We start from the raw sequence: 23,628 nt of genomic DNA on the forward strand, positions 1-23,628 counted from the left end.
ATGAGAGAATTTTTAACGATTGAGCGCATCGACCCCACGAAACGCCTAGTATTACAGCGCTTAAAAGATTTTAGCGAGATTTATGAACCGATGGGAAGCAGCGATGCTTCCAGCCAAAGTGATCGTTGTATCCAATGCGGAGATCCGTTTTGTTTGAACAAATGTCCGTTGCATAACTATATTCCGCAATGGCTTAAAGCGGTTGCGGAAAAAGATTTGAAATTTGCATTTAACCTCTCCAACGAGCCCTCACCGTTTCCTGAAGTGATGGGGCGTGTTTGCCCTCATGATCGTCTGTGTGAAGGGGATTGTACCCTTAATGACGGCCACGGTGCGATTACGATAGGCGGTATCGAGACCTTTATTAACGAAGAGGGGTTTAAACAAGGGCTTAAACCCTATTTTCCGGGGATTACAACGGATAAAAAAGTAGCGATTATCGGTTCGGGTCCTGCGGGACTTTCAGCGGCTACATACTTGCTCCGCTCCGGTATTGCGGTCACGATGTACGAGCGCAGTGACCGTGCGGGGGGCTTGCTTACCTATGGTATCCCGAATTTTAAACTTGATAAAAAAATCGTGGAACGCCGCGTTAATTTGCTTCTTGAAGCGGGATTGGAATTGGTGTTAAATTGCGAAGTGGGCAAAGATATCGAGTTTGATGCTATTGCGGACAAACATGATGCGGTATTTATCGGAATCGGTGCGACTAAAAGCAAAACGGCAAAAATATCAGGGGAAAATGCTTCCAATGTGTATGCTGCCATGGAGTATCTCACCGCGATCCAACGTAAGAATTTTTCCCTTTCGTATGAGAAAAAATTCGATTTCAAAGACCTCGATGTCGTTGTAGTCGGAGGTGGGGACACTGCAATGGACTGTGTCCGCAGTGCAAAACGTGAAGGGGCAAAAAGCGTTACCTGTCTCTATCGTCGTGATGCCCATAATATGCCGGGTTCGGTAAAAGAGTACAAAAATGCGATTGAAGAGGGGGTTGACTTTACGTTTAATGCCTCTCCGAAAGAGGTCATTTTGAATGACGGCGGCAAAGCGGTCGGTATCCATATGGCAAAAACCATTATGGGAGTGAAAGACGAGTCTGGCCGCCAAAAGATGGAAGAGGTCAAAGGGGGCGATTTTAACGTCAATGCTGATGTTATCATTATGGCGCTCGGGTTTGATCCGTGTGTACCGCCGTTTTTAGCGGAAAACGGTATCACCGTTAATTCATGGGGCGGTATTATCGTCAATGAGAAACATGAAACGACAACATCGGGAATCTATGCCGGAGGGGACTGCTATCGCGGTGCCGATTTGGTAGTCACCGCAGCGTATGACGGACGCGAAGCGGCACGCTCTATTATGAAATCATTGCTGGGTTGATGAACGGGTTTATCCAATCCGCTATTCTTGCCTGCCAAGAAGTAGATGCGCTTGTAAAAGAGGGTAACTCTTCGTTGTTTTTACTTCATGAGAGGGGAATGGGCGGAGACATCAGCAACGGGGCTGATTTACGAGCCGAAGCAATCTGCTTTTCTCATCTCTCCACTTATGGGTCAATATTTTCCGAAGAGAGCGGGTGGATGAGCCCCCAATCGGAAACTACTATTTTTCTTGACCCGATTGACGGCAGTGATAATTTTGTTTCACAACTCCCATATTACGGCATATCTATAGCTCGTGTCAGCTCAGGAAAAACGACGGAAGCCCTTGTCTGCAATCTTGCAAACGGTGATCTGTTCGTCCGAACCGAGGATGAATATTACAAATCAACATTGCAAAATCCTCTCATAAAACACGAAATCAACATCAACACTTCCGCCAAAATCGGCCTTTTTGAAAAAGCACCCGAGCATCCTGATTTGATTAAAAAATTGATGGCTCAAAGGCTTAAATTCAGATCCCCCGGAGCACTGGCTCTCTCGTTGGCGTATGCCCCTTATGTGAAATATGTGCTATTTTTAGGTACAATGCGCCCATACGATATCCAAGCCGGACTCTATTTGAGTGAGCATCTTCACCTCTTTTGTGATGATAGATACCTCCTCATATGTGCGGATAAAGAGCTTTTTGAGCAGATACGTTCGATTGTAGAAAAGGAGTATTTTTGAGTCTATTTAACCTGTTCGGAGACTCCGAAAAGAAAAAACAACCCACTAAAAGTGAGGCACCGTCTCACTGGGTAAAATGCCCCTCGTGCCAGTCACTGATGTATTATAAAGAGATTGAAAAACAAAATCATGTATGTCCTAAATGCGGATTTCACCTCCGTATCGGCGTTAAAGAACGTCTAGCCCTTATTGCCGACGAGGGCAGTTTTGTTGAATTTGACGCTAATCTCCGTCCGACTGACCCGTTGAGTTTTGTCGATAAAAAAAGCTATGCGGCGCGTGTTGAAGAGGGGTATGCGAAAAACGGCACCTACTCTTCAGTGGTGAGCGGTGAATGTACGATTAATGATGTTCCTGCGCAGCTTGTTGTGTTTGATTTCAACTTTATGGGCGGGTCACTCGGTTCTGTTGAAGGGGAAAAAATCGTCCGTGCGGTCAATCGTGCGATAGAGAAGCGGATGGGATTGATTATTGTCAGTGCCAGCGGCGGGGCACGGATGCAGGAGAGTACTTTCTCTTTGATGCAAATGTCGAAAACTTCTGCGGCTTTGGCAAAATTGTCCACCGCAAAACTTCCGTATATCTCATTACTGACCGATCCGACGATGGGTGGGGTCAGTGCCTCTTTTGCAACGCTTGGGGATATTATTATCGCCGAGCCGGGTGCTTTGGTCGGATTCGCCGGTCAGCGCGTTATCAAACAAACGATCGGCTCTGATCTTCCTGAGGGGTTTCAGCGTGCTGAGTTCTTACTCGAAAAAGGGTCCATCGATATGATCGTAGAGCGGAGCGAACTCAAAGAGACCTTGAGCGATATGCTCAAATTGCTTCTTCCCTAATGCAGCTTTACGCCCTTTGTGACATCGATACATTGCACAAAGGAGGGGTAACTATCCTCTCGTTTGCGGCACGTGCTAAATCGTTAGGCTCAAGTGTCCTCCAATACCGAAACAAACATGCCGATATTGCAACCATTAAAACCGATTTGATTGCCCTTCGCCAAGTGTGGGAAGGATTTTTAATCATAAATGACCATTATGAACTCGCCCCTTTTTGCGACGGTGTTCATATCGGTCAGGAAGATTTGTATGCGATCGATCCCGATCCCTCTCGTGCGATCAAGATTTTGAAAATGGCGATCGGCGAGGATAAAATTATCGGTCTCTCCACCCATAATGCCGCCGAGATTGACATTGCAAATACCCTTGACATCAATTACATCGGATTAGGGGCGTATCGCGCCACATCGACAAAATCGGAAGCCAAAGTTCTTGGGGAAAGGCTCGATGAGATTGCGGCGCACTCCAAGCACCCTGTCGCCGCTATCGGTGGGGTAAAACTGGATGATACTTTCCAACACGTAACCTATCGTGTTGTGGGGTCAGGACTGCTGTGAATATCTCAATCATATCGATTGCGAAAAAAGAGCGCTCACTATACGATCCTCTCTATCAGGATTTAATGAAGATGATTTCCCGTTTTTCAAAGTGTGAGGATATCGAATTATTCCCCAAAGAGATCGTAAAAGCCCACACCATCAGTTCTGAGGCTTCCCAAGTGGCGTATTCTAAGCTTCTTTCACCGATGTTGGGTAAAAATTACTCGATTGCGTTGCATCCTGAGGGAAAAAAAATGGATAGTTTTGCATTTAGTAAGCTTATAAGTGATAAAATTTCGTTGCAATTTTTTATAGGTGGAGCCTACGGCTTTGAAAAAAGTTTTGTAGATCAATGTGATGTGGCAATAAGTTTATCTGATATGACTATGAGCCACAAAATCGCAAAAGCGGTTCTGTTAGAGCAGATATACCGTGCCTATTCACTGTTAGCAAACCATCCGTACCACAAATGAGGAGCATTGATGAGAGACCATGAGTTGCAGTATTTCGAGGAGATATTACTGACGCGTAAAGCTCAGATTATCAAAAATCTTACCGGCGTCGAGAGCGAAATGAACCAGTTGCGCGAGATGGAACTGAACGACGAAGGTGATTATGCATCTGCAAGTAATGACAATATGGTCGAAAATGCGATCGGTTCACAACAGATGCATGAATTGGAAGAGATCGAAGCGGCACTCTATAAAATCAAATCCAAACAATACGGAATTTGTGAAATGTGTGAAGATGATATCGGTTTTCAACGTTTAAAAGTTAAACCGCATGCAAAATATTGTATCGTGTGTCGTCCGATCGTTGAAAAAAACAAACATTAAGAGGGAGAATAAATGCAACTAAAACGGTATACCATCGCATCGCTAATTTTGATACTTCTAGTCGCTGCTGCGGTTTATTCTATCGATAACGAATCAATTTCATTTGATTTGTTAGGGATGCATTTTCCAAACTTACCGGTTGCATTTTGGGTGGTTGTACCTCTCATTATTATGTACCTTGCCAGTTTGCTGCATATGGGTATCTATGCGTTGGTAGGGAACTTCAAACTTCGTCGTTTGAACAAAGACCATGAAAAAATGATTGATGCCCTTCGTGATTCATTGCTGGGCGTCAATGAGCGCAATTACGTTTACAAAAGCGATGCGTATAAACTGATGGGCAAGTTGATTGACAATGCCCTCGTTTTGCCGTATGAAACGCTTCGCAGTGTCGGAAACGAAAAAATCGACGAAGCACTTCAACTTATGCGCGATGTCAAAGAGAAGAAAAAAGTAGAGATCAAAAAATTTCACTTGTCGAATACCACTTCCATCGCGATTGAAAATAATTTGAACCGTTTTGAACGCGGTGAGATTGATGCGGATACGATCCTTTCTCGCCCTGAGAGTTACGGTGAAATCGTATGTGCTAAAGCATACGAGTCGTATGTTAAAACGGCATCTATCGGGTCGGTTATGAAGTTCAAAAATCTTTTTACAAAAGCGTCATTGGTTGATTTTGTTCAACGTGTGAATGCGGCAGAAAACGGTATCCAAATTTCGAATGAAGAGTTGGCGACTATTTTTTCTGCACTTAAACTCAGCAGTAACGATTGGATTGATCTTTCAGCGGCTATGTCGAAAAATATGCTTCCTGAACAGCGTATCCGCTTGTTTGAAATGCTAAGTGAAAACAATGATGATGCGATGGAGGGGTATCTTTATACCCTTTATGATTTGCAAATGATCGATACGGCGAATGAAATTCTGAACAACACGGCTCATACCGATTTTCAGATTTTTAAAGCGTACCGTGATCTTAAACGTGCCAACAAGCACTACGATATTGCGATCTTTTTACGTCGCAGTTGCTAAGTAAAAAAGGTAGCTTTGCTGCCTTTCCTCTTCCAAGGTATTTTTAATGACTCCCAAACTTGACTTTTCTACTCCTATTTATGCGCTTGCCCCATTAGCGGGATACACTGATTTACCGTTTCGTAACGTCGTTAAAAAATTCGGTGCCGATCTGACGGTGAGTGAGATGATCAGTTCCAATGCCCTCGCATACGGTTCAGCTAAAACGATTCGTATGTTGGAGAGAAGTCCCAATGAAGATCCCTATTCGGTTCAGATTGCCGGAGCGGAAGAGGATATTGTCCGTCGTGCCGTAGAGGTGTTAAATACTATCGATGATATTGATATTATCGACCTTAACTGCGGATGCCCCGTCCCTAAAATCGTCTGTCACGGTTCGGGAAGTGCATTATTGAACGATTTGCCCCGTATGGCACGTATTATTGAAATGATCAAAAAGACATCCAACAAATCAACCCTCAGTGTCAAAATCCGTTTGGGATTCGAGACGAAAAATCATATCGAGATTGCCAAGCTCGTCGAAAGCTGCGGTGCCGATTTTCTTGCCGTTCACGGGCGTACCCGTGCGGGTAAATTCAAAGCTCCCGTCGATTATGACGCTATCGGAGAGATAAAAGCCTCTATCGGTATCCCTGTGATTGCCAACGGTGATATTGATTCTTTTGAGAAGGCGCAATGGGTACTGGAGCATACGAAAGCGGACGGTGTTATGATCGGTCGCGGAGCGGTGGGTGCACCATGGATTTTCCATCAGCTCAAAACGGGCAGTGCTACGGTCGATTTAATGGTTAAACACGCAATCATAATGGAGCATTTGGACGGTATGGTGAGCTGTTACGGCTCACGTGGTGTCGTGACGTTCCGTAAACACGTTCATACCTACTCAAAAGGATACGAGGGGGCATCGGCGCTGCGTGATCTCGTCAATCGTATCGATGATCCCGTACACTTCCGCGCGGTGGTTGATGAGTTTTTTCTCACCCATCGACAGATCAGTGAGGGGTTCAAAGCCTCCGATATGAAGTGTGAGTGCTAATTATTAAATCAATGCTGGTGGTGAAATTCCTGTATCTCTTTGATCTCTTCGGGTGTCGCTTCATGAATATCTAAAACGGTTCCCTCGAAAATGAGATCCATTCCCGCAAGTGGGTGATTTCCATCGAGAGTTGCGTGATCGCCTTCTATTTCACTGACGGTGTAGATAATGACATCCTCAGAATCCTCTTCGAAATATCCGTCCAGTTCCATCCCGACAGTTACTTCTACCGGTAGTTCGCTAAGGGCTTCAGTAACAACCAATGAAGGGTCATAAATTCCGAATGCTTTATCGGCCGATAGCGTCACTTTGAACGACTCTCCGATACTTTTTCCCTCTAGTGCTTCTTCAACGGTCGGGAAGATATGACCGTAGTTACCGTGGAGGTACACAAGAGCTTCCTCTTCTTCGTGGAGGAGGTTTCCTTCGGTGTCATTGATGTGATAGTCGATGGTGACGATGCAGTCTTTTTTGATGGTCATAGTTATTCCTTAGGGTAGCGGTATGAGAATAGGGTTAAACGCTTTGGTTGAAATTATAGCGCGTCCACCCACACATAGCTCTGAAGCCTCGGCAGAGCTGAGGACGGTGCGAACGACGGAGGAGCCTACGAGCAGTGTTACGATGATGGCAGGGAAGTCCTCTTCGATTTTGAGCACCTCTCCGATCAACTGAAGTTTACCGCTGAGGGTTTGGGGGGAGAAGAACTCCATCGGTGGGCAGAGCCGCTCTATCCGTCCCGAAACCACCGACGCGAGACGGTCGGAGAGTTTCACCGTCTCGGCGATATCGTGGCTTACGAGCAGGGTCGTCACCCCTAAGCGGGAGTGGATAAGAGAGAGTTCATCTTGGAGCTTTGTCCGCATAGCGGGATCGAGTGCCGAGAGGGGCTCATCGAGTAGCAAAATTTTTGGATGGCGTACCAGCGCACGAGCAAGAGCGACCCGCTGTTTTTGTCCCCCTGATAGGGTTGCGGGGAGACGGTCGGAGAGCTGTGAGAGTTCGACGAGATCGATCAGCTCATCCACGGTGCGACGTTGTTTTTCATTCTCAGCGGCGAAGAGGAGGTTTTCACGGACACTCATGCTCGGGAAGAGGGCGTAGTCTTGGAAAACAAAACCGATACTCCGTTTTTGGGGCGGGAGATTGATATGGCGTTCCGAATCAAACCACACGTCGCCGTCCACTTCGATGCGTCCGCTGTTCGGTTTTTCAAGCCCTGCGATGAGGCGTAATAGGGTTGTTTTACCTGCTCCGGAAGTGCCAAAGAGGGTGAGAAATTCGCCGTCGGTGATACTCAGCTCATAATGGGCTTCCAATGCCCCCTCGGCAGTATCGAGATGCTTTTTAATATTAATATATATCATCGAATCCCCCCGAGTGATTTTTTATTGAGGGTGTAGACGAGGAGCAAGATGGCAAAGGTGACGACAAAGAGGGTGAGGGCATACTGATGCGCTAATGCATAGTTGAGCGATTCAACTTCATCATAGATGGCGATGGAGGCAACGCGTGTTTCATCGGGGATATTTCCTCCGATCATCAATATCACCCCGAACTCTCCGACGGTGTGGGCGAAGGCAAGGACGATCCCTGAGATCACTCCGTGACGGATACTCGGAAGAATCACCCGCATCATCGTTTGGAGTTTCGATTTGCCAAGGGTATAAGAGGCTTCGAAGATCGTCTTTGGAACCCCTGAGAGTGCCGACTGGATCGGATGAACCATAAACGGGAGGCTGAAGAGAACGGAACCGATCACCAACCCCTCGAAACTAAACGCCAAGCGGATTCCGTGTTCGCTCATAAAGCTCCCGATGGCGGAAGCGGGGCTGAACGCGAGGAGGAGATAAAAACCCAGCACGGAGGGAGGCAATACGAGGGGCATACTTACGATCGTTTCGATGATACTTTTGAAGCGCATTTTGGAGAAGACCAAAAACGATGCGAGGGGAATCCCGATGAGGAGGAGGATCACGGTGGTAACGGCGGCGAGTTTAAAGGTCAGCACCATCGTGCTGATGAATTCAGATTCCATTAGTGCCTCTCAATAGAGATATTTCAGAGGGTTGAACCATCCAGCTCACCTGGTCCCCTTCAGCTATCGCGAGAGTATTAAACGTTAGTGTCGGTACCAACGTGATGAGACTCATCCCCTGATAAGTGAGGGTGATTTGGGAGAGGACAATCCCCGATTCGATCTTTTGCACGGTTGCACGGGCACAATTTGCGCTCGTGATGGTGGAATCTTTGGAGAGAATCACTTCGGTCTCTTTAAACGCCAATGTGACATTTGTCCCGACTGCGGCATTCGAGGCTTCGGCGAGGAGGAGGTGAAACGGTTCATCTCCTACGGCGACGGTGAGGATGCTCAGGTGCTCAGAAGCAGTGAGGGCGGTGATGGTGGCTTTTAGGGTGTTCATAGTGTCGTATTCCAACCGATAAATGCCCAGTTAACAGCGCGGGGAGGTCTATTTTGTCCCACGATGACGTCACGGTAATACTCTCGTGCTTTTGTCTGTTGTTCCTCTTCGAGGCTTCCGATGCTCCAAATCAGCGATTCGACGAACTCCTCTTCATTCCCGCTACGGACACTGCCCCGTCCTGTTTCGATGTAATCGACACGGGGGAGGAACCCTTGGGCGTAGAGGATGAGGGGGATGTACCAGTAGTCGGGTTTGGTTTTCACCTTTTTTCCGATGAAATCGAGGATATTCATATCAACGAAACTTCCCCCCACCTTGTAGGTGAGATAGCACGCTTTTTGAGCGTGAGCTGACATTTTAGTGAGGGCGGCTTCGACGTCGGAGACCTCCATCGAGCGTGAAGCGACGGCGATGTCAATCTGCGGCAAGTGGCTCCAGTCATCGTCCCAACCGATATGATATGTTTTAATATTAGTGACACCCTCGCGCGCGGCGTAGGCTTTGAGTTCTTCGAGCATTTGAGCGGAGAAGTCGATGGCGATTACCTCTTTAACTCTTTTGGCCAAAGGGATAGTGAGTGCCCCAGGCCCGCATCCGATATCGAGAACGACTTCATCCCCCGTGATATTCATTCGGGAGATAAAATCCTCCACGTAGGGGCTGTTGATCGTGGAGAGTGCCATATCGGCGGATTTCTCATCCCAGTCACTGCTCGTTTTTGATTTGAAATCGGTGGTCGCTTTATGCTCTTTGTACATCGCGGGAAAGTTTATCGGTTCAAGAAACATTATTTTTCTTTAATTATAGATTTTGTTTTAGGTATATTATACCCGTTGGCTTTTAAGATAGTAATCGCTTTCGGTGAAGAGATATAGCGGAGGAATTTTTTCGCCGCGATCTGATTTTCAGGAGTGCCGTTTTTGAGTCCCACCATCGCTTGATCGATCATGTTGTACGCTTTATCGTCCACTTCAACCCATTTTCCGACGTTTTTCATCTCAGGAGATAGGACGATTGATTTTGCCATAAACCCGACATCGACCGCTTTGGTTGTGACATACGCACCCACTTGAGAGATCGATTCGGCGGTGATGATTTTGCCTGTTGCGGCACCCTCTACTTTATAGTATTTCATTGCGTTCATCGCTTCGATGCCGTACGGGGCTGTTTTAGGGTTGGCTACTGCAATCTTTTTGACGCTTGGATCAGCAACAACAGCAACCCCTTTAGAGAGATCAACACCTGTACTACTCCAGAGGATCAATGTTCCGTAAGCATACACTTGAGCAGGAGTAGTGGTATATCCGCCAAGTGCCAGTTTGGCAGGATACTCGACATCGGCAGAGAGAAATGCATCATACGGCGCACCGCTCATAATCTGCTGGGTCAGTTTACCTGAGGCTCCGGTGATAATTTTCACGTCGATACCTGTCTCTTTGGTAAATACTTTAGCGATATCGGTCACCGCGTATTTCATGTTGGCCGCAGCAGCAACGGTGATCGTTTGAGCTGTCAATGCTGAAGTAAAGGCGAAAGAGGCGAGGGTAAGTTTTAACAGTTTCATTAGAAATCCCTTTATTTCTTTTATGATATAACGATAATCACACTATTGCAAAAATGGTTCACGGGAAAACGCGACAATATCGTTATGCTTTGTAAGATATAACGATATTATAGAGAAAATGGCTTAAAGTTTGTAGGTGGATGAGAAAAAAAGTGTTACAACCCGATAATAATATGGCTTGGAGAGATGAGGGCGTAGGCATTCATCCCCTCGGAGAGTTGCGCAGTATCTTTGGGGTTCATCAGAGCGATAAGCTCGGTAAAAAGATCAAGCGCGAAGGTAATCTCATCCGTTTCATCTTGGGATTCGATGCGATTGATCGTCCCTTTGAGAGCGTTCATCACTTCATCGCTTTTCGGGGGAGTGGTAACGATGCTCACGTCGCTTGATTTGATGATGGCGTAGAGATCACATCCGATCGTGAGACCCATATTACGGATTGATTTCATCGTAATGACCGATTGGATCGTATGGTTCCCCGTGAGTGAGAGAGTGAGGAGACCATTTAATCCTCTCTCTTCGATGCTTAGAAGCGTTGCGGGGAGCTGATTTCGTGCACTGGTGGTGAGAAAGGTACGGCTGAGGATTCGGGCGAGCCGTTCGGGGTCGTTGCCCGCTTCGGCGAAACGGTCGATAAACTGGCGGTGGAGTTCATTGAAACGGTGAAACGTCGCGATGAGTTCGCGGGCATAGGGGGTGAGCTTTGTCCCTCCGCCCCCTTTGCCGCCTGTGAGACGCTCGATGAGCGGCTGATCGGCTAGGGCGTTCATCCCGTTGATCCGCTCCCACGCCGCTTTGTAGCTCATCTTCATCTCTTTGGCGGCGGCGTTGATCGATCCTGTTTTATCGATCCGCTCCAGCAGTTCGATCCGTCCGGCACCTAAAAAGCTTTGAGACTCTTTGGTGAGCCAGAAACGTCCGTCGATTTGCATTAGAGGGTAAAACTGTGTTTCATAGCGGAGCGGATCTGATCGATCGGATAGGCACCATGAAAAAAGAGGTGATTGGCGAGGACACCCTGCTCAAGAAGCATATCGGAGCCGTCTTTATAGGGGAGGGCGCTCACTTTTACTTCTCGTAAAAACGGAGTCTCTTTGCCGTAAATGACATCAATCGCCCCTTTTGTCTGAGATAAGAGTTCCATCAATATCGGACGGGGGAGAGGGAGTTCATTATCGCTCAGCCCAGCCGAGGTGGTGTTGATGATCAGATCATAGGGTCGTGCAATAAACTCTTCCCAGTCAAAACACTCGAACCCTTCGCACTCGAAATACTCCAACCGTCCGCGTGAACGGTTTAAAATCGTGGGGGTAATCCCTCCATGGCTCAGAGCGATAGAGAGGGCGCGCGCTGTTCCCCCCGCTCCGATAATGAGCGCGGTATGGATATCTCCGAATGAACCGATTGCCGACATAAAACCGTCCGCATCGGTGTTGTAGCCGATCAATTTTCCCTCTTCCAAAACGAGGGTATTGACCGCCTGAATCGTTTTGGCGATACCGCGTACTTCGTCGCATTGAGCGTAAGCGGCCTCTTTGTGGGGGACGGTGACGTTGGCGCCGCTAAGGGCTTTGGCAAAAAAAGTATTGCGTAATTGTGCGCCCTCTGTGAGGTGGGTACGAGTGTAGCACGCATCGATGTTGAGAGTTTTAAAAACACAGTTGTGCATCAGCGGCGAGCGTGAATGGCTCACCGGATCGCCGAAGATACTAAAAACGTTCATTGAGGGGAGACCAGATCATCCAGTGTGCTCATCAGAGCGCCGAGTTTGTTGGTCACTTCGAGATATTCGAGTTCATGCACCGAATCGGCGACGACACCAGCCCCCGCTTGCAAGATAACACTATCTTCCGTGATAAGGGCGGTGCGGATCGTGATGGCGCTATCCATGTTGCCATCAAACCCGAAATAACCGATGGTTCCGCTGTAGAAGCCCCGTTTGACCCCTTCGAACTGCGCGATAAGCTCCATTGCACGGATTTTCGGAGCGCCTGTCATTGTTCCTGCGGTAAACGTCGCGGCGAGGAGATCGAACATATCTTTATTCTCGGCGATTTGGGCGTGAACGTCGGAGACGATATGCATAACGTGCGAATAGCGTTCGACATGCATCATCTCCTCAACCCGTACCGTCCCTGTTTTGGCAACGCGGCCGACATCGTTGCGACCCAAATCGATGAGCATCAAGTGCTCCGCCAACTCTTTAGGATCGGAGAGAAGCTCTTCTTCGAGTTCAGCGTCGCGTTGCTTAGTTCCGCCCCGTTTGCGGGTTCCGGCGATCGGACGGAGCAAGATGTCACCGTCACTGAGACGTACCATCACCTCAGGTGAACTGCCGACGATGCTGAAATCCTCATATTCCATCAGATACATATAAGGAGAGGGGTTTTTCAGTCTCAAAATACGGTAAAAGCTAAACGGATCTACTCTCGCATGACGGATATAGCGGTTGGTCATCAGGATTTGAAACACATCTCCGCTGAGGATCATTTTTTTAGACTCATCGACCATGGAGAAAAATTTCTCTTTGGTAAAGATAAATTCGCCCCCTTTGTCGTTTTTCATCGCGCAAAGAGGTGTATAGTTATAGGGAGCTTTGAGAACGTTCTCTATCTCTTCGAAACGACCGATCATACTCTCTACGCAGCTGAGCATGGTAATGCTCGCATTTTTATGGGAGACGACGAGGGTGAGTTTCGGGAGGATGAGATCCATATCGGGAATGTGGGTCTGATCGACTAGATTAGCCATTGACTCTTCGAGCACTGACTCAAAAACCTGCACCATATCGTAGCCGATGTAGCCGATAAACCCGTCGATATAGCCGACATTCAGTTCTCTCGCACGTTCACGATAAGCTTTTTGGTCGAGTTTAGAGTAATACTCTTTTAAAAAGGCAAATGGAGAGATGTCGAGAACATTTTTATTTCCCATACTATCGATATAGGTGGTTGTTTTGTCGCTGTAGATGAGCCGTTCACGTGCACCGATGACGATAATGGTGTAATTGCCTTCGCTGTTTCCGGCACTTTCGAAGAGAAAACTGACTTCAGAGGGGAAAAGGCTTTTGGCCTTTTCGTAGACGGCTATGGGAGCAAATTGATCGAGAGAAAAATGGCGTGAAGCAATCACGTTACCCCTTTGTGATGTATGCGCCGGCTTCAACATTACGTTTGACGGTTCCGAGAACGTCACGTGCCGCTTTTTCACCTTGGAACGGTCCTACCATGACTTTTGTTGCAGCTCCGGCAGGAACAGTGGTGTATTTAAGTCCGCTGGCATTCAGACGATCAAAAAGGGTTTTGCTCGGTTCTTTGGTAAATGAACCGACTTGGATGTAATAGGTTCCCATAGGCTCAGCCGCTTTAGCGGCAGCTTTAGGTGCTGTAGTATCTGCTACTGCACTCTTCGTAGGAGTTTCAGCCGCTTTTTGTACCGTTTCTGTGACAGGTTTAGCGGTTACTGCAACAGCTTTTTTAGCTTCTGCGACCTTTTTTACCTCAGTCGGTTTGACTGTTTTGATAGTAGGGGTATTGACTACCGGCTGCGCAACTTTTGGAGCTGTCTGGACTTTAACCGGTGCAGCGACGGGTTTAGAAACAATTTTAGGAGCAGGTGCAGCCGCTACAGGTACCGGTGCAGATTTTACGACTGTAGCCGGAGCGCTTTGAACTACATTCTCTTGTACCGGAGTATTTTGAAAAGATTCTTCTTTTATTTTTTGAGCAATTTGTCCTAAATCTTGTGTTGCGTCTGCATTAGTGACATTTCCGGCACCCTCTTGGATCACTTCAACCGGTTCAAAAAGAGGATCATCAATGATCTCAGTCGGGGAGGTCGGTTGAGGGGGAACGGCAGCAAGTGGCGGCTGTTCATCACTTTGAGTTTTGAGTGAATTCATAATCACCAAAACGATGATAAGGATGAGGGTTAGTGCGGCGATTGCCAATAACAGCTTTTTGCTATTGGAATTTGATCCGCTTTTACTTAGAATGATGTCGTTAAGTTCGTTTTTTTCTTCCATTGAAATGCCATTCCTTATACGTATTGATAGTGCTGTCGAATTTTACATATGCTTCGACCACGAAGCACCGCGCTCTTTAGCGTACACTTCGTAGGGAAGGTTGAGAATATTATACTCCGGAGGTAGTTCATCCGTTGGAAACATTCTCCACTGTTTCGGTTGCTTTGCAGCCAATTTCATCGAAAGCATTTTACCCAATTGTATCGCTTCTTGGAAAGTAGTATGCCCTTTATGGATATAAACATGCAAATGTCCCGGTGTTTTGGTTTCAAATGCGGTGAAATTTATGTATCCCTCTTCTCTAAGCAATAATTGTGCCTTATGGTAAAAACGTTGCGGGTCGGTACCGTTGTAGTCGATGATGATATTTTCGACTTTATTGAATTTATTGATGAGAGAATGGGCTACGGTAATCTGTTTTTTGAGATGTTGATCTATAATCGATTGCGTTAGTGTTTTATCGACTTTTTCATATTTATTAAAAAAAGTACGCCCTTTGAAATCGATTTTATCGACGACAGTATCATGTTTCAACCAGTAATGGTCTGAAATCATTTTGATAAGTTTGATATCCATCGATGTCATGGGCGTTATTCCTTAATTAATACGTTGGTTGGTTGTAAATAACGAAATTTTGTGCCAGAGCTTTGAGCTCTTCTTTGATAGCGGCTTGTTTACCCTCATTTTCGATATCATCCAAAACATCGGCGATGCGGTTAGCGATGAGATCAAACTCTTTCTCTTTCATACCGCGTGATGTCAATGCAGGGCTTCCGATACGGACACCTGATGTGACAAACGGTGAACGTGTTTCACCCGGTACGGTGTTTTTATTGACGGTGATCCCTGCACGTCCGAGTGCCGCATCGGCATCTTTACCGCTGAAGTGTTTGTTGAGGAAAGATACGAGAACAAGGTGGTTATCCGTTCCGCCGCTGACGATATCGTATCCGCGTTTCATCAATACGTCTGCAAGTACGGCGGCATTGGCTTTAACTTGCTTGGCGTATACTTTCCACTCAGGAGAGAGGTTGAATTTGAATCCGACCGCTTTTGCCGCGATAACGTGAACCAACGGCCCCCCCTGAAGTGCAGGGAAGATAGCAGAATTGATTTTTTTAGCGATCTCTTCATCGTTCGTCATGATCATACCGCCGCGAGGTCCTGCGAGCGTTTTATGGGTTGTCGTCGTAACGACATCCGCATACGGGAAGGGGCTAGGGTGCTCACCGGCACAGACAAGACCTGCGATATGGGCGATATCGGCGAATAAAAGTGCTCCGACCGCATCGGCGATTTCACGGAATTTTTTGAAATCGATTTCACGAGCGTAGGCTGACGCACCGCACACGATGATTTTCGGTTGAACGATTTTAGCGATGTCCATGACACGCTCGTAATTGATACGTCCGTCAAGTTCGACACCGTATGAGAAGCTGTGGTAGTTTTTACCTGAAAAGCTTACTTTTGAACCGTGAGTCAAGTGACCGCCGTGGCTAAGATCCATACCGAGGAGTTTGTCGCCGGCTTGCAATAATGCCGCATAAACGGCACCGTTTGCGGATGAGCCCGAATGCGGTTGTACGTTGGCAAAGTTACATCCGAATAGCTCACACGCACGATCGATTGCGAGTTGCTCAACACCGTCTGCGTATTCACATCCGCCGTAGTAACGTTTAGCGGGATATCCTTCGGCGTATTTGTTGGTAAATACAGACCCCATCGCTTCCATAACAGCCGGTAGGGTAAAGTTTTCAGACGCGATCATCTCCAAATGGTCAGTTTGACGTTCAAGCTCTTGCTCACATAGGGCGTAAATTTCGTTGTCGTATTCTTTGAGGAAACTCATTCTTCTTCTCCGTGGTTGGTTTGGTTGTGTTGGATCGGTTTCATAGCCGGGAAGAGTAATACATCCCGAATAGAGTGTTGGTTGGTCAGCATCATGACAAGACGATCGATTCCGATCCCTTGTCCCGCCGTCGGTGCCATTCCGTAGCTGAGCGCCGTGACGAAATCTTCATCCATCTCATGGGCTTCATCATCGCCCGAATCTTTGGCGGCCATTTGACCTTCGAAACGCTGTAATTGATCGACGGGATCGTTAAGCTCGCTAAAGGCATTGGCGATTTCGCGTCCGGCAATGAACAGCTCAAAACGATCCGTCAACTCAGGACGATCGTCACTACGGCGCGCCAACGGTGAGATCTCAACAGGGTAGTGGGTAATAAACGTCGGATTGATTAACTTCGCTTCGACGAACTCGTCAAAGAGTTCTCCTTGGAGCTGTCCAAGATTCATCGTCGCTTTGGCTTCGAGGTTTTTGGATTTCAAAAATGCCAAAATAGCCTCTTTGTCGTTTACGATCTCTTCAGGGACTCCGCCGATGAGAGTGAGACTTTTGATGAGCTCTATTTCGCTAAACTGATCAAAATCGACCTCCAACTCACCGTAGGGGAGACGTTTCGGTAGATCGAGATGATCGAAGAGGTATTCAAAATACTCTTTTGTAATAGTGATCAAATCTTTATAGGTTTTATATGCCCAGTAAAATTCGATAGAGGTAAACTCAGGATTGTGGGTTGCATCCATCCCCTCATTACGGAAATTACGGTTGATCTCAAATACCGCTTCAAAACCGCCGACGATAAGACGTTTTAGATAGAGTTCAGGGGCGATACGAAGATAGCGATCAATACCTAGAGCATTGTGATGGGTAACGAACGGCTTCGCATTCGCTCCTCCCGCGATCGGGTGCATCATCGGCGTTTCAACTTCCAAGAATCCTTTGTCTTCGAAGAATCGGCGTGTTAGACTGATCACTTTCGAGCGGATATGAAAGGTTTTACGCACCTCAGAATTCATGATTAAATCGAGATAGCGCTGGCGATAGCGCATCTCTTTATCCTGAATACCGTGGAATTTTTCCGGTAGAGGTGAAATCGCTTTGGTGAGGAGGGTCAGTTTATCGGCATGGAGGGAGAGTTCACCATGTTGAGTGACGAACGGATATCCGCTCACTTCGATGATATCGCCTACTTCGATCAATTTTTTAAAGATATCATTGTAAAAATTCTCAGGCAAATTATCACGAGCGACATAGATTTGGAGCATTCCGCTCTCATCTTCGATCTTCACAAAGCTTGCTTTACCCATAAGACGGTAGAGCTTTATTCGTCCGGCAACGGTATAGTGGCGATGTTCGTCGCGTTGATCTTCTTTTTTAAAGAGATCAGAATTGACGTTATGAAATTTTTCAATGGTTGTATTGCGCTCCGAATGGTTTGCATAGGGATCGACTCCGAGTGCTCTTAGTGCTTCGGCTTTTTCAATTCGTTGTTGTACGTATTGGTTTTCAAATGCCAATGGGATTCCTTTATTCGATGGTTATTTTTTAGGTTTTTCTTGACAATTTTTACAGATTCCGTAAATTTGCATGGAGTGTTCTTGCATGACAAATCCCAACGCTTCCGTAATCTCACGTTGACGTAATTCGATTTGTTCATCCACAAATTCAGTAATATTTCCACACGAAGTACAGATAATATGATCGTGATGATCTTTTGCGCCGAGCTCGTATTTTTTCCCTTGTGCGCCGAACGAGAGAGAGGTGACCATTTCGGAATCTTCAAGCAAAGAGAGAGTGCGATACACGGTAGCAATACCGGTATTGAGTTCAGGGTGCTTTTGCTGAATCAGATGATGCAGACCCTCTGGAGTGAGATGTTCATCTGAGTTATAGAGCATTTCCAAAATAACTTCACGTTGAATGGTGAATTTGAGTCCGTTAACTTTTAACAGTTGTTTGAAATCACTCAATAGTTTGTTATATTCAATCGTCCGTTCCGTAAAATCGGTATACGCATTCATGGATTAATCTTCCTTCGTAGAGCTATTGGTATCGGTTTCGTTTTCATCACCTATGAGAGACGTGACATCATCCGTTTCTATGTGCAAAATAAAATCACCGGTAGCGAACATCGGTTTATAAAAAAAGCTATCGGCCATTTTTTCTTCAAAGTTTTCACGAATTGCCGTGACACTGAAGAGAGCATAGACAATAATAGAGACAATAAAGAAAAACTTACTGCTTCCGATGATAAAACCTAATACACGATCCAACGGTCCTAAGCCGCTTAGGGCAGTGAGTTTTTTAAATCCGGTACCTAATGCAACCATTAGAAGCCAAAAAATACCCAATGCAAAGATAAAACCGACCAAATTAATCGCCGCACTGCTTTCAAAATGGAAAATAACGTCGCTTAAAAATTTTCCGATAATTCCACCGAGATGAGAAGCAACAAAGACTCCCCCCACAATTCCGGCTAAACCGAATACTTCTTTTGCGAAGCCGTTTAATAGCCCTTTAAGACCTAATAAAAGTATTACCGATCCGACGGCAACATCAAAATAATTCAAATCCATTAAAACTCCATTTCCAAACGGTCTTTGCCGCTGTTTTTAGCGCGATATAAAGCAGTATCGGATCGACCGATAATCGTATCAATCGTATCTTTCTCTATAATCTTTGTCATACCGATACTTAAGGTGACCGATATTTGTTTGTTCTGAAATAAAGGTTTATTGTTACGACACAGCGTTAACAACCTCTCCGCCACTAACTGTGCCCCTTCTAGATCCGTTCGGTTAAGCAAAATAATAAATTCTTCTCCTCCGAAGCGATAGACACGATCTCCGTCACGGAGGGCTTTTTTAAATACTTTTGCCAGAAAAATAAGCACTTTGTCACCCGCAATGTGACCGTACTGATCGTTGATGAGCTTGAAGTTGTCAACATCGATCATGAGGGTAAAAATATCGAAATCAAGTTTGTCTTTCTCTAAAACGGCACGAAGGTGTTCATGCAAAGCGTAACGGTTGTACGTTTTCGTTAAAGGGTCAAGTGAGGTCTTTACCTCAAGATTTTTAACTTGTTCCAATAATGTGTGAATGACTTCATTGGCTCGAGTGACTTCATCACTGAGATGATTTTGGATATCGTTAAACTTTTCGGTAATTTTTTCAAAATTAATTAAAGTATCAGGATTTTTTTCATCTAACAAACTAGCTTGTTCTTCGGTTATTTTTCCAATTTGTTTATTGGTCAGTGCATACGAATCGATACTTTTGATCGCCAGTTCTTTGTACTCATCTGCGGCTGTATTGCGATACGCTTGGAGGTCAATTTCACCGGATGCATAGGCTTCTAAAACTTCATGAGTAGCGGTTGATACAAGCTCGGCAAATTCAGCAGGCGCAATCGTCGCTTGGCGATTTCCCACAGATTCGAGATGGATGGAAAGCTCTTTGCAAAAATGATATAAAAAAGGGTTGATTTGGTTGTGTTCCACCCAGTAACCTTTATGAAATCGGACGCTCAAAAACTCTTTGTTTTCGGAAAAAAAAGGGACAGATGAGAGTCGTTATAACTGATGCCATTATACTTTTTCAAACATAAATCTAACATTTGATTTCTTCAATCAGTCCCGATTTAGGATAAAAGGATAAAATTCGTCCAATAACAATAAGGTGCGAGAGCATACAGGAGATGATATGAGTACATGGAGCCGATCAAGCTGGAGAGAAAAACCGATCAAACAACAGCCCACCTATCCGGATGCGGCCGTTTTGGAACAAATTGAATCGCAACTCCGTAACTATCCTCCTCTCGTATTTGCGGGTGAAGCACGTACTCTTAAAAAGAATTTTGCGGATGTGTGTGAGGGGAAGGCATTTTTACTCCAAGGGGGGGATTGTGCTGAAAGTTTTTCGGAATTTCATGCGCATAATATCCGCGATACCTTTAAAGTCATGATGCAGATGGCTGTCGTCATGACATTCGCAGGGGGCGTTCCGGTCGTCAAAGTAGGGCGACTTGGGGGTCAGTTTGCTAAACCTCGTTCATCCGATATGGAATCGATTGACGGAGTGAGTCTTCCAAGCTATCGCGGAGATATCATCAACGGGGTTGACTTCAATGAAGCTGCCCGTATCCCCGATCCTCACCGTATGGTTCAGGCGTATAACCAATCCGCTGCGACCTTGAATCTTCTTCGTGCTTTTGCATCGGGGGGATTAGCTGATCTGCATCAGGTACATGCGTGGAATTTGGGCTTTGTCGGACAAAATGATTTGACCAAAAAATACGATGAACTCTCCCGCCAAATCGATGATTCTCTCCGCTTCATGGCGGCATGCGGTATTACGTCAGATAACTACCGTACGTTACGAGAGACCGATTTTTATACGTCGCATGAAGCGTTGCTTCTCAATTATGAAGAGGCGTTTACTAGACAAGATTCGCTTACAGGTGAATGGTATGACGTCTCGTCTCACATGCTTTGGATCGGTGATCGTACCCGCCAGCTTGATGGTGCTCATGTCGAATTTATGCGCGGTATTAACAATCCGATCGGTGTCAAAGCGGGACCGTCTATGGATCCTGAGGATTTAATCCGCTTGTGTGATGTTCTTAACCCTAATAATGAAGCGGGACGATTGAACGTCATCGTCCGTATGGGTGCGGATAAAGTAGCCGACGGTATGCCCGCATTGATCCGTGCAATCGAGAGAGAAGGGAAAAAAGTGTTGTGGAGCTGTGATCCGATGCATGGCAATACGATCACCAGCAGCGGCTATAAAACCCGTCCTGTCGAACAAATTCTCAAAGAGATGAAACAGTTTTTCCAAGTACACAAATCAGAAGGTACCTATGCAGGGGGAGTTCACTTGGAGATGACGGGTAAAAATGTGACCGAGTGTCTGGGGGGATCGTTTGAGATTACCTCTGAGAACTTAAAAAGCCGTTACCATACCCATTGTGACCCGCGTCTCAATGCCGATCAATCATTAGAGTTGGCATTTTTGATCGCCGATACGCTCAAAGAGGCGCATCGTTAGAATTACTTCTTTTGACATTCGGGGCAAATCCCCGAAATAACAATTGATACTTCATCCATTTTATAATGATTCACTGCCATTGATTTTTGAAGCAATGATAGTGGATCAACTGCGATATCTTTAAGCTCACCGCATGATTTGCATACAATATGCGCATGAGACTCTTTTTCAATTTCATATTTTGTTTTTTGACCCGCGATTTTTACTTCACGAATCAGTGTGACGTCCAACATTGTATTCACATTTTTATACAGTGTTGCCAGCGAAATCGAGCTAAATTTCTCTCGAATCATTTGATAAAGCTCGTCGATGGTTATATGCCCTGCTTGATGCATGAGTTGAATAATGGCAAGTCGCTGAGGAGTTGCTTTGAGTCGATGATGCTTGAGTAAGTGTTCATGTTTCATAATGTCTAATTATAAACGATGAAAGGGGTGAAGTTTCATAAAGAAGGGGAAAAGGGGATAATTTTGAAATAATTTTTAAGATTTCCCCCATTAATGGGGAGAATCTTACAATGAATCAATGATTCGAAGCAACTCATCGGGTTTATTGGAATACTGTAGCGCTGTATCTTTGCTAACCAGTTTTTTTCGTAAATACTCGACAATCTCTTGGGTCTGAGTTGTCATATTGGTTCCTGTTTGGTTCAGCTGCATTTGAGAATAAAGCTGATGCACTTTATCCTCACGAATCAGGTTGGCAATGGCGGGATTGGTGATCATGACTTCTTGTGCCGCGATACGACCTCCACCGATTTTTGGTAAAAGGGCTTGTGAAATAACGGCGATGAGAGAAGTAGAGAGCTGTGCTCGAACCTGTGGCTGTTCGTCACCGGAAAATACGTCAATAATACGGTTGATGGTTTGCGGTGCAGAGTTGGTATGGAGTGTTCCGAAAACCAAGTGACCCGTTTCTGCTGCCGTTAACGCTGCGGAAATCGTTTCACGATCACGCATCTCCCCGATCAAAATAACGTCCGGGTCTTCACGCAGAGCGTATTTAAGAGCGGCGGAGAAGCTTTTGGTGTCGGTTCCGACGTTACGGTGCGAGAAGAGCGACTTTTTGTTGGTGTGGACAAACTCGACGGGATCTTCAACCGTAATGATATGACGTGCCTCATTAAGATTGATTTCGTTGAGCATTGCCGCAAGGGTTGTTGATTTACCGCTTCCGGTTGGGCCTGTGACAAGGATAAGCCCTTTTTCACGCTTGATAAGTTCTTTAAATATCTTCTTGGCATTTAAATCATCGAGAGAGGGGATCGTGACCGGAATGATACGAAAGGCACACGCGATGTCGTCCATCGTTTTGTAATAGTTGGCGCGGAAACGGCCGACATCGGGGATAACGATTGAAAAGTCTAGCTCATTGTTCTCTTCAAATGCTTTTTTTTGTTTTTCAGTGAGAAGCGAATATCCCATCTCTTCAATGCTTTGTCCATCAAGAACCGGCAAATTAAGGGCAACAAGGCGACCGTCAATACGAATTTGCGGTTCGGAACGGCTGACAAGATGTAAATCCGACGCTTTATAAGCGACAACACTTTTAAGGAGTTTATAAATATCTAACGCAGTATTCATGAATGAAATATCCCTTCGTAGTAAGCTTCATCGTATCCGACAACAAGTGTATCGTTAAATTCAATAACGGGGCGTTTAATCAAAAGATTATGAGTGCTCATCCACTCAATTTTACCGTTGTCATCTAAATCTTGGGCTTTGAGTCCTAAGGTGCGATAGGTTGTCCCTTTTGTATTTAAAAGAACATTGAGGGGTGATTGTCGTGTCCAAGTTTCAATTTTTTCACGAGAAACGGGAGAAATTTTAAAATCGTGAAAGGTATAGGCAATCCCACGCGCGTCTAGATATCGAAGCGCTTTTTGGACACTGCCGCAACTTTTTATCCCGTATACGTGAGTCATTGTTTACTCAATAATTTTTGGGACAATGAAAAAATGCTCTTGAGAATGGGGAGCATGGGAGAGAATAGTATCATTGATGGTGCGATCAACGTTGCCGATATCTTCACGAAGTGCGGTTGCCGCGCCAGACATAGCGAACGAGGCCTCTACCCCTTCTGTGGAGAGTTCTGAGAGATTGTCAACAAAGGAGACGATTTCGCTAAGCTGTGCTATCATCTCTTCGCGATGTTCTTGGGGAATTTGGAGATAAGAAAGTTTCTCTAACCGTTGTAAGAGGGTTTCGTCAATTTGCATGGTTAACCTAAGTTGTGATAAATTTATAGAAATAATTGTACCCAAAAAATAGGTTTACAAAACTTTAACATAGGGTGAGATATTATTGCCCTAATTAATGATT

At 45.7% G+C, this 23,628-nt stretch carries 29 protein-coding genes; 9 read left to right on the plus strand and 20 right to left on the minus strand.

The genetic code is table 11. The annotated features are described in order from the left end of the window. Genes Q8O20_RS05250 through Q8O20_RS05285 form a run of 8 tightly spaced genes read left to right on the plus strand, consistent with a single transcriptional unit; the run spans position 1 to position 6,396 of the window. Positions 1-1,383, plus strand: coding sequence for a glutamate synthase subunit beta (locus Q8O20_RS05250; RefSeq protein ID WP_305530288.1), 1,383 nt, complete (start codon positions 1-3; stop codon positions 1,381-1,383). Then, on the plus strand, positions 1,383-2,111 hold the full coding sequence (locus Q8O20_RS05255; RefSeq protein WP_305530289.1) for an inositol monophosphatase family protein: 729 nt from the start codon (positions 1,383-1,385) through the stop codon (positions 2,109-2,111). The genes Q8O20_RS05250 and Q8O20_RS05255 overlap by 1 nt, the downstream gene beginning before the upstream one ends. After that, positions 2,108-2,950, plus strand: coding sequence for an acetyl-CoA carboxylase, carboxyltransferase subunit beta (gene accD / locus Q8O20_RS05260; protein ID WP_305530290.1), 843 nt, complete (start codon positions 2,108-2,110; stop codon positions 2,948-2,950). The genes Q8O20_RS05255 and accD overlap by 4 nt, the downstream gene beginning before the upstream one ends. Then, the gene (locus Q8O20_RS05265) at positions 2,950-3,507 is read left to right on the plus strand and encodes a thiamine phosphate synthase (protein ID WP_305530291.1); all 558 of its coding nucleotides are present in this window, start codon (positions 2,950-2,952) and stop codon (positions 3,505-3,507) included. The genes accD and Q8O20_RS05265 overlap by 1 nt, the downstream gene beginning before the upstream one ends. After that, positions 3,504-3,962 (plus strand): 23S rRNA (pseudouridine(1915)-N(3))-methyltransferase RlmH, encoded by a 459-nt coding sequence (locus Q8O20_RS05270; protein ID WP_305530292.1) that lies wholly within the window; start codon positions 3,504-3,506, stop codon positions 3,960-3,962. Before Q8O20_RS05265 ends, Q8O20_RS05270 begins: the two co-directional genes overlap by 4 nt. Positions 3,963-3,971: 9 nt before the next feature. Continuing rightward, complete coding sequence (gene dksA / locus Q8O20_RS05275) at positions 3,972-4,325, plus strand: RNA polymerase-binding protein DksA (protein ID WP_015653385.1); 354 nt, start codon at positions 3,972-3,974, stop codon at positions 4,323-4,325. Between the two features lie 12 nt (positions 4,326-4,337). Continuing rightward, on the plus strand, positions 4,338-5,360 hold the full coding sequence (locus Q8O20_RS05280; protein WP_305530293.1) for a hypothetical protein: 1,023 nt from the start codon (positions 4,338-4,340) through the stop codon (positions 5,358-5,360). Between the two features lie 46 nt (positions 5,361-5,406). Then, on the plus strand, positions 5,407-6,396 hold the full coding sequence (locus Q8O20_RS05285) for a tRNA-dihydrouridine synthase (protein WP_305530294.1): 990 nt from the start codon (positions 5,407-5,409) through the stop codon (positions 6,394-6,396). Between the two features lie 8 nt (positions 6,397-6,404). Here the strand turns inward: Q8O20_RS05285 and Q8O20_RS05290 are convergent, their stop codons facing one another. The 16 genes from Q8O20_RS05290 to Q8O20_RS05365 all read right to left on the minus strand — a co-directional run bounded on the left by Q8O20_RS05290 (position 6,405) and on the right by Q8O20_RS05365 (position 19,758). Beyond that, complete coding sequence (locus Q8O20_RS05290; protein ID WP_305530295.1) at positions 6,405-6,878, minus strand: peptidylprolyl isomerase; 474 nt, start codon at positions 6,876-6,878, stop codon at positions 6,405-6,407. A gap of 9 nt (positions 6,879-6,887) precedes the next feature. After that, complete coding sequence (locus tag Q8O20_RS05295; protein WP_305530296.1) at positions 6,888-7,763, minus strand: sulfate/molybdate ABC transporter ATP-binding protein; 876 nt, start codon at positions 7,761-7,763, stop codon at positions 6,888-6,890. Then, positions 7,760-8,434 (minus strand): molybdate ABC transporter permease subunit, encoded by a 675-nt coding sequence (gene modB, locus Q8O20_RS05300; protein WP_305530297.1) that lies wholly within the window; start codon positions 8,432-8,434, stop codon positions 7,760-7,762. The genes Q8O20_RS05295 and modB overlap by 4 nt, the downstream gene beginning before the upstream one ends. Next, positions 8,424-8,819 (minus strand): hypothetical protein, encoded by a 396-nt coding sequence (locus Q8O20_RS05305; protein ID WP_305530298.1) that lies wholly within the window; start codon positions 8,817-8,819, stop codon positions 8,424-8,426. Before Q8O20_RS05305 ends, modB begins: the two co-directional genes overlap by 11 nt. Then, positions 8,816-9,610, minus strand: coding sequence for a class I SAM-dependent methyltransferase (locus Q8O20_RS05310; RefSeq protein ID WP_305530299.1), 795 nt, complete (start codon positions 9,608-9,610; stop codon positions 8,816-8,818). Before Q8O20_RS05310 ends, Q8O20_RS05305 begins: the two co-directional genes overlap by 4 nt. Then, the gene (modA, locus tag Q8O20_RS05315) at positions 9,610-10,386 is read right to left on the minus strand and encodes a molybdate ABC transporter substrate-binding protein (protein WP_305530300.1); all 777 of its coding nucleotides are present in this window, start codon (positions 10,384-10,386) and stop codon (positions 9,610-9,612) included. The genes Q8O20_RS05310 and modA overlap by 1 nt, the downstream gene beginning before the upstream one ends. Positions 10,387-10,541: 155 nt before the next feature. Then, positions 10,542-11,318, minus strand: coding sequence for a TOBE domain-containing protein (locus Q8O20_RS05320; RefSeq protein WP_305530301.1), 777 nt, complete (start codon positions 11,316-11,318; stop codon positions 10,542-10,544). Beyond that, the gene (locus tag Q8O20_RS05325; RefSeq protein WP_305530302.1) at positions 11,318-12,109 is read right to left on the minus strand and encodes a shikimate dehydrogenase; all 792 of its coding nucleotides are present in this window, start codon (positions 12,107-12,109) and stop codon (positions 11,318-11,320) included. The genes Q8O20_RS05320 and Q8O20_RS05325 overlap by 1 nt, the downstream gene beginning before the upstream one ends. Further along, complete coding sequence (locus tag Q8O20_RS05330; RefSeq protein WP_305530303.1) at positions 12,106-13,518, minus strand: anthranilate synthase component I family protein; 1,413 nt, start codon at positions 13,516-13,518, stop codon at positions 12,106-12,108. The genes Q8O20_RS05325 and Q8O20_RS05330 overlap by 4 nt, the downstream gene beginning before the upstream one ends. 1 nt (position 13,519) lies before the next feature. Continuing rightward, positions 13,520-14,410 carry an SPOR domain-containing protein gene (locus Q8O20_RS05335; RefSeq protein WP_305530304.1) on the minus strand — a complete coding sequence of 297 codons (891 nt, stop codon included), beginning with the start codon at positions 14,408-14,410 and terminating at the stop codon, positions 13,520-13,522. A gap of 42 nt (positions 14,411-14,452) precedes the next feature. Beyond that, the gene (locus tag Q8O20_RS05340) at positions 14,453-14,995 is read right to left on the minus strand and encodes a DUF1882 domain-containing protein (RefSeq protein ID WP_305530305.1); all 543 of its coding nucleotides are present in this window, start codon (positions 14,993-14,995) and stop codon (positions 14,453-14,455) included. Positions 14,996-15,011: 16 nt separating this feature from the next. After that, positions 15,012-16,259 carry a serine hydroxymethyltransferase gene (locus Q8O20_RS05345; RefSeq protein ID WP_305530306.1) on the minus strand — a complete coding sequence of 416 codons (1,248 nt, stop codon included), beginning with the start codon at positions 16,257-16,259 and terminating at the stop codon, positions 15,012-15,014. Beyond that, a complete protein-coding gene (gene lysS, locus Q8O20_RS05350) occupies positions 16,256-17,773 on the minus strand; it encodes a lysine--tRNA ligase (RefSeq protein ID WP_305530307.1) in 1,518 nt (505 codons plus the stop codon). The genes Q8O20_RS05345 and lysS overlap by 4 nt, the downstream gene beginning before the upstream one ends. A gap of 21 nt (positions 17,774-17,794) precedes the next feature. Continuing rightward, positions 17,795-18,277, minus strand: a complete 483-nt coding sequence (locus Q8O20_RS05355) for a Fur family transcriptional regulator (RefSeq protein ID WP_305530308.1) — start codon at positions 18,275-18,277, stop codon at positions 17,795-17,797. Positions 18,278-18,280: 3 nt separating this feature from the next. Continuing rightward, positions 18,281-18,832 carry a CvpA family protein gene (locus Q8O20_RS05360; protein ID WP_305530309.1) on the minus strand — a complete coding sequence of 184 codons (552 nt, stop codon included), beginning with the start codon at positions 18,830-18,832 and terminating at the stop codon, positions 18,281-18,283. Next, positions 18,832-19,758: a GGDEF domain-containing protein gene (locus Q8O20_RS05365; RefSeq protein WP_305530310.1), complete on the minus strand. Its 927-nt coding sequence runs from the start codon at positions 19,756-19,758 to the stop codon at positions 18,832-18,834. The genes Q8O20_RS05360 and Q8O20_RS05365 overlap by 1 nt, the downstream gene beginning before the upstream one ends. Positions 19,759-19,960: 202 nt before the next feature. Between Q8O20_RS05365 and Q8O20_RS05370 the strand changes: the two genes are divergently transcribed. After that, positions 19,961-21,307 (plus strand): class II 3-deoxy-7-phosphoheptulonate synthase, encoded by a 1,347-nt coding sequence (locus tag Q8O20_RS05370; RefSeq protein ID WP_304741211.1) that lies wholly within the window; start codon positions 19,961-19,963, stop codon positions 21,305-21,307. Between the two features lie 2 nt (positions 21,308-21,309). Here the strand turns inward: Q8O20_RS05370 and Q8O20_RS05375 are convergent, their stop codons facing one another. The 4 genes from Q8O20_RS05375 to gatC form a co-directional block, all read right to left on the minus strand. After that, complete coding sequence (locus tag Q8O20_RS05375) at positions 21,310-21,714, minus strand: Fur family transcriptional regulator (protein ID WP_305530311.1); 405 nt, start codon at positions 21,712-21,714, stop codon at positions 21,310-21,312. Between the two features lie 105 nt (positions 21,715-21,819). Further along, positions 21,820-22,890 (minus strand): type IV pilus twitching motility protein PilT, encoded by a 1,071-nt coding sequence (locus Q8O20_RS05380; protein WP_305530312.1) that lies wholly within the window; start codon positions 22,888-22,890, stop codon positions 21,820-21,822. After that, positions 22,887-23,231, minus strand: coding sequence for an arsenate reductase family protein (locus Q8O20_RS05385; RefSeq protein ID WP_305530313.1), 345 nt, complete (start codon positions 23,229-23,231; stop codon positions 22,887-22,889). Before Q8O20_RS05385 ends, Q8O20_RS05380 begins: the two co-directional genes overlap by 4 nt. 3 nt (positions 23,232-23,234) lie before the next feature. Then, complete coding sequence (gatC, locus tag Q8O20_RS05390; RefSeq protein WP_305530314.1) at positions 23,235-23,525, minus strand: Asp-tRNA(Asn)/Glu-tRNA(Gln) amidotransferase subunit GatC; 291 nt, start codon at positions 23,523-23,525, stop codon at positions 23,235-23,237. Between the last annotated feature and the right edge of the window lie 103 nt (positions 23,526-23,628).

The sequence above is a fragment of the Sulfuricurvum sp. genome, assembly GCF_030691015.1.
Classification (GTDB): Bacteria; Campylobacterota; Campylobacteria; order Campylobacterales; family Sulfurimonadaceae; genus Sulfuricurvum.